This window comes from Mycobacterium sp. (genome assembly GCF_050701675.1).
Lineage (GTDB): Bacteria > Actinomycetota > Actinomycetes > Mycobacteriales > Mycobacteriaceae > Mycobacterium.
The window spans coordinates 1-5,921 of sequence record NZ_JBOGDD010000990.1 but is presented as its reverse complement, the minus strand read 5'-3'; the positions used below and the strand labels follow the sequence as shown (position 1 = coordinate 5,921).

General features: G+C 67.0%; 4 protein-coding genes. All 4 read left to right on the top strand.

Features of this window, described 5'->3' with window-relative positions:
* The first annotated feature begins 33 nt into the window (after nucleotides 1-33).
* Nucleotides 34-1,524 carry a cobyric acid synthase gene (locus tag ACRDUX_RS30015; RefSeq protein ID WP_526419338.1) on the top strand — a complete coding sequence of 497 codons (1,491 nt, stop codon included), beginning with the start codon at nucleotides 34-36 and terminating at the stop codon, nucleotides 1,522-1,524.
* Between the two features lie 27 nt (nucleotides 1,525-1,551).
* Nucleotides 1,552-2,208, top strand: a complete 657-nt coding sequence (locus ACRDUX_RS30010) for a hypothetical protein (protein WP_526419336.1) — start codon at nucleotides 1,552-1,554, stop codon at nucleotides 2,206-2,208.
* Nucleotides 2,209-2,277: 69 nt separating this feature from the next.
* Entirely contained in the window at nucleotides 2,278-2,841 is a 564-nt protein-coding gene (locus tag ACRDUX_RS30005; RefSeq protein WP_526419334.1) for an alpha/beta fold hydrolase, read from the top strand.
* Between the two features lie 43 nt (nucleotides 2,842-2,884).
* On the top strand, nucleotides 2,885-5,921 hold a 3,037-nt coding region (locus ACRDUX_RS30000), incomplete at its 3' end, for a DEAD/DEAH box helicase (protein WP_526419332.1).

Sequence of the window (5,921 nt, the reverse complement as noted above, 5' to 3'; positions counted from 1 at the left end):
TGAGGGCCCTTTGCGTCTGCTCGCGAGAGAAACGTGACCGGCTCGGCGCTGCTGGTCGCGGGCACCACCTCGGACGCGGGCAAGTCGATGGTGGTGGCTGGCCTGTGTCGCCTGTTGGCGCGCAAGGGTATCCGGGTGGCGCCGTTCAAGGCGCAGAACATGTCCAACAACTCGGCGGTCACCGTCGAAGGCGGGGAGATCGGGCGGGCCCAGGCAATGCAGGCCCGCGCGGCAGGTCTGGCGCCCAGCACCCGGTTCAACCCGATTCTGCTCAAACCCGGCGGCGACCGGACCTCCCAATTGGTGGTCATGGGCCAGGTCGAGGGCACGGTCGCCGCGGGCGACTACTTTCAGCACCGTACTGCGCTCGCCGCGGTGGTGCGCGACGAACTGAGCGCGCTGCGAAGCGAATTCGACGCGGTCATCTGCGAGGGAGCGGGCTCACCCGCAGAGATCAACCTGCGCGCAACCGATCTGGCCAACATGGGCCTGGCGCGGGCGGCCGACCTGCCGGTCATCGTCGTCGGTGACATCGATCGCGGCGGGCTGCTTGCGCATCTGTTCGGGACCGTCGCCGTGCTGGAGCCCGACGACCAGCGCCTGATTGCGGGCTTCGTGGTCAACAAGTTCCGCGGTGACCCCGCCTTGCTCAAGCCGGGGCTCGACCAACTGGAGCTGCTCACCGGGCGGCCCACCTACGGCGTCATCCCGTACGACGACGGACTCTGGCTCGACGCGGAGGACTCGCTGTCCGTGCAGTCCCACCGGATCGTGGGCGTCCCGCAGCCAGCGCGAGGTGAGGACTCGCTCAGGGTGGCCGCGATCCGCCTGCCGCGCATCTCGAACTCCACCGACGTCGAGGCGTTGGCGTGCGAGCCGGGCGTGTTGGTCCGATGGGTGACCGACCTCGCCGACCTCGCCGACGCGGACGTCGTCGTCCTGCCAGGCAGCAAGGCGACGGTCTCGGACCTGGCGTGGTTGCGCGACCGCGGGCTGGCCGACGGTGTCGTGGCCCATGCCGCGTCCGGTCGAGCCGTGCTCGGGATCTGCGGTGGTTTCCAGATGCTGTGCCGGGCCATCGACGATGCGGTGGAGTCGGGGGAGCGGCACGTCGAGGGCCTCGGGCTCCTTGACGCCGACATCGTGTTCGAACCCGCCAAGGTGCTGCGGCACTGGGATGTGCCGTTGCGGGGGTACGAGATTCACCACGGTCGGGTGAGTAGGCACACGGACGACTCCTGGCTGGACGTCGGCCTTCGTCGTGGCCCCGTGTATGGCACGCACTGGCACGGGCTGCTCGACAACGACGACGTGCGACGCCGGTGGTTGACGGAGGCGGCTGCGGCTGCAGGCAGGCACGGCTTCGTCGTCGCCGACGACGTGGACGTCACCGCCCGCCGCGATGCGCAACTCGACGTGATGGCCGACCTGCTGGCGGCGCATCTCGACGTCGCCGCCGTCTTGGACCTGCTGGAGAATGGCGCACCGCAGCGGCCCGTCATCGCCTCGTCGATCGGCCCGTAGTCCGCAGGTCACGAGTAGCCTGAGTCCATGACCGGACGGCGCGCGGCAGCGGCGGTGCTCGTCCTGGCCGCCTTCACACTGTCCGGCTGCGCCATCAAGGGCACCCCCACTTGGCCGGGTGCACGGTTGAACGACACCCTGCTGACCGCGGCCGACTTTCCGCCGGGTGTCCAGTTCGACCGCATCACCGAGCAACCCGGAGAACCCGACGGCGACGGCGGACCGCCGGCGATGCTGTCCCAGCCGGAAGGATGCTCGGACGGTCTGACCCGCGTGATCGCCGCCTCGGCCGAGCGCGGACCAGGCAGCGCCGCGAAGTATAGCGTCGGCTACGACGGCGCCCGGATCGTGATGACGGTCCTGACGTCTCCGTTGGACCTGGACAAGCTGGCCACCACGGCTGCGCGCTGTGAGACGTACCTGACGTACTTCGACCAGGCGTCGGAGCCGATCCCGATCACCACCACCAAGTTGAAGTCGGCGCGTCCCGACTCGCTGGTGTACCAGCAGACCATGCAGTTGCAAGGGGGCGAGAGCAGCGTGTACTTTGCCTTCGAGAATGTCGGGCGGGCCGGAATGTTCGGAATCGCGTTCCCCACGCCCGCACCGTCGATCGCCGTCAAAGGGACGCTGCCGCAGACGTTTCTGGACGTCACCGACAAGCAGGCCGAGCGGCTGCACTGACGCCCGACGTTGGATTGAAAGCCCACCAAAACCGGCACTGAACATCATCTATCCCTGTAGCGTGGCGCAATGCCATCGACCGTGCTCACCATCGACGGGTTCCCGGCGACCGTCGACGTGTCGGGCCCCGAGAAGGGGTCGGTCGTCGTCCTGCTCGGGGCCGCGCATCAAGGGCCCGCCGCCTACGACGCGGTCTGTCAGCGCCTGCACACCGCGTCACTGCGGACCGTCGTCATCGCTCCCGACCCGCGGTTGAGCGCGAAGTCCGTCGTCGGCATCCTCGACAGCTTCGGCGTCCGCTGGGCCCTTCTGGTCGGTGACCGCGTCGGCGGTGAATTGGCGTGGGAGCTGGCCGCCACCCGGCTCGACCGGTTCATCGGCTTGGTCGTGGTCGACCGCGGTCACCCACGTGTCCCCGATCAGGCAGGCATCATCCGCGACGAGCACTGCCCGCCCGTGGAGGTGAACACGACGGCGCTGGTCAGCACGCCCGCGGCGCGCAACGTCGCCAAGGCCAGCCAGCGCTATGTCTACGGTGACTTTCGCGTGGTCGAGTTATTGGGGCGGCGCAGCGCCCACGAGTCCACCGCCCAGTTGGCCGCTGAGATCGTGCTCCGAACCAGCACCTGGTAGCCGAGCCTCGGACGTTGTCGGGGTGCGTCCCTATCCTTCGTCTATGCTGCCGCGCAGGAGCTTCGCCCTCAACGTCGGTGAGCTGCTCGCCGACTTCGATGCCGCGACCGTCATGCGCGGTACCAGATACGCCAATCTGGGCCGCGTCCGCGACATGGCGTGGAGCGATGACGGGTCCGAGCTCACCGGTTTCTGTTCCGGCTCCGGCAACAACCTGTACCGGGTGACCATTGGCTTCAAGCGCACCGGCGACGACGTCGTACTCGGATCGGTCGACTGCACGTGTCCGGTGGGGGCCTACTGCAAACACGCGGTCGCGCTGCTGCTGACCGCCTCCTCGGCGCACCCACCGCCGCCCGACCGCTGGCGCACCGTCCTGACCAAGATGCTCGACGAGCTGGCCCCTCCCGATGCCGAACACGCCTCGCCGATCGGTCTGGAGTTCTCCGTCGCGCCACCCAACCGGTACCGCCCCGGCACCGAGATCGCGCTGCGTCCCGTCACCATCGGCAAGCGCGGCACCTGGATCAAGACCGGCCTGAACTGGCAACGGCTGGCGTACCACGCGGCCGCCGGCGAGTTCGACCGCCGCCAGTACGACGTCCTGCGAGGGCTCGTCGCCGACGTGCAGAGGTTCGGCATCGTCTCGATCAGCGACGTGATGACCATCGGTTACATGCCACCAACATTCTGGTCGCGGCTGGACGACGCACTGGAAGCCGGAATCACCATCGTCACCGGAAGTGGTCTGCAAGCCGTCGACTTCATCAAGAGCGCGCAGTTGCGGCTCGACTTCACCTCCGACGACGCTGGCGGTGCCGTGATGGCGGTGGCGCTGATCGTCGATGGTGAGCGTTGTGAACCCAGTGGCGTTGGCATCATCGGAGCACCAACGCCACACGGGATGTACCAGGTCGTCGACGGAATTCTGCGACTGGGCCGCTTCGACCCGGTGCCCACGAGGACGACGCTCGATCTGGTCGTTCGCAACGAAAGCGTGCACATTCCGGCTGACACGCTCGCCGAATTCTCGCTGGACGTCCTGCCACGGTTGGTCGACGTCGCGCAGGTGGACATCGAGGAAGGACTGTTCAGCCCACCCACCGTCAGTGGGCCCACGCCGGTGCTCACGCTGACGCTCGGCGCGGGCAGTGTCCATGCGTTCTGGAGCACTCGTTACGAAGTCGACGACCAGCACCACGACTTCGATCCCGATTCGTCCGCGAAGCGGCCGGGCTATCGCGACGCGACGGCCGAGGTTCTCGTCTGGGAGGCCGTCACCCCTGCGTTGAGGGCCGTTGCGGCGGCGTCGAGCACCTGGAAACAGCAAGCCGCACAACACATCAGATCGGCAATGCGCCTGACCACCGGCATCGGCGTCATCGACGAACTCGTCGCGATCGGCGGATCCCACGATGCGGAAGGTGCGGCTGCGGTGGCGTCGCTGACGACTCTGCGTTCAGGCGTCGACCTCACGATGGTCGAGGCAGCGGTTCTCATCGGCGAACTCCTGCCGCAACTGGACTGCCGCGACGCCTTCACGATCGAGTTGGACCGCAGCGCGCCCAATTTCCGCGCCGACGACAGCGCTCCACAGCTGGAGTTCAGCAGCGGCGACGGGGAGCCGGTGCGCAACGACTGGTTCGACCTGGGCATTTCGCTGCAGATCGACGGACAGCAGGTGCCCATCGCGACGGTCATCGCCGAATTGACCTTGGGTGCAACCCATATGCTGCTGCCAAACGGAGTCTACTTCCGCCTCGACACACCGGAGATCCGGCGTCTGCGGGAACTGATCGACGAGGCTCGCGCGCTCGGTGAGATCGAGGGCGACGCGGTGAACGCGGGGTCGCACAACGTCACGTTGTGGGAGGAACTGCTCGCCCTCGGCGTCGTCGACGAGCAATTGGCCAGATGGCAGGAAGGTCTCGTCCGGCTCAGCGCGGCGCGGCCACCGGTGCCGGTCGACGTGCCCCAGAGTCTGGATGCCACGCTTCGCGACTATCAGCGCGACGGGCTGAATTGGCTTTCGTTCCTGTGGGACAACGAACTTGGCGGCGTGCTCGCCGACGACATGGGTCTTGGCAAGACGATGCAGACCCTCGCCCTGATCGCCCGCGTCGCGGAACAGGGCTCCCGGCGCTTTCTCGTGGTGGCGCCGACCAGCGTGGTGACCAACTGGGTCGCCGAGTGCCACAAGTTCACCCCCGGGCTGACCGCGGTAGCCGTCACCAGTACCGAGGCCCGGTCGGGCACCTCCCTGGCTGAACAGTCGGCGGCCGCCGACATCGTCGTCACGTCCTATGCCCTGCTGCGCATCGACTTCGAGGCGTATGCCGGGATCGATTGGGCGGGAATCATTCTCGATGAAGCCCAGTTCGTCAAGAACCACACCAGCAAGACTCACCAGTGCGCGCGCAGGCTCGAGGCCCGGTTCAAACTGGCCATCACCGGCACGCCGATGGAGAACAACCTGATGGAGCTGTGGTCACTGCTGTCGATCACCGCACCGGGCCTCTTCCCGTCACCCAAGGCGTTCACCAACCACTTCCGCAAGCCGATCGAGTCTGGCAGCAACAAGGAACGTCTGTCGGTGCTGCGGCGCCGGATCAAGCCGGTGATGCTGCGGCGTACCAAGGGTCAGGTCGCGGGAGAACTGCCGCCCAAGCAGGAACAGGTGCTCCTGCTCGACCTCGGCGCCAAACATCGAAGGATCTACGACACCCGGATGGCCCGCGAGCGGCAGAAGGTTCTGGGGCTTCTCGGGGAATGGGAGAAGAATCGATTTCAGATCTTCCGGTCATTGACGCTGCTACGTCAGCTCAGCCTCCACGCCGGGTTGGTCGACCAATCGAAGGCCGACGTTGGCGCGGCGAAGGTCGACTTCCTGGTCGAGCAGTTGCCCGAGTTGGTGGCTGAAGGCCACAGCGCGTTGGTCTTCAGCCAGTTCACCGGATTCCTCGACGTCTTGCGCTCTCAGTTGGATGCGGTCGGCGTGAACTACAGCTATCTGGACGGGTCGTCGAGCTCACGTCAGCGCGACGCCGCCATCGGCAGCTTCAAGGCGGGCACCAACCAGG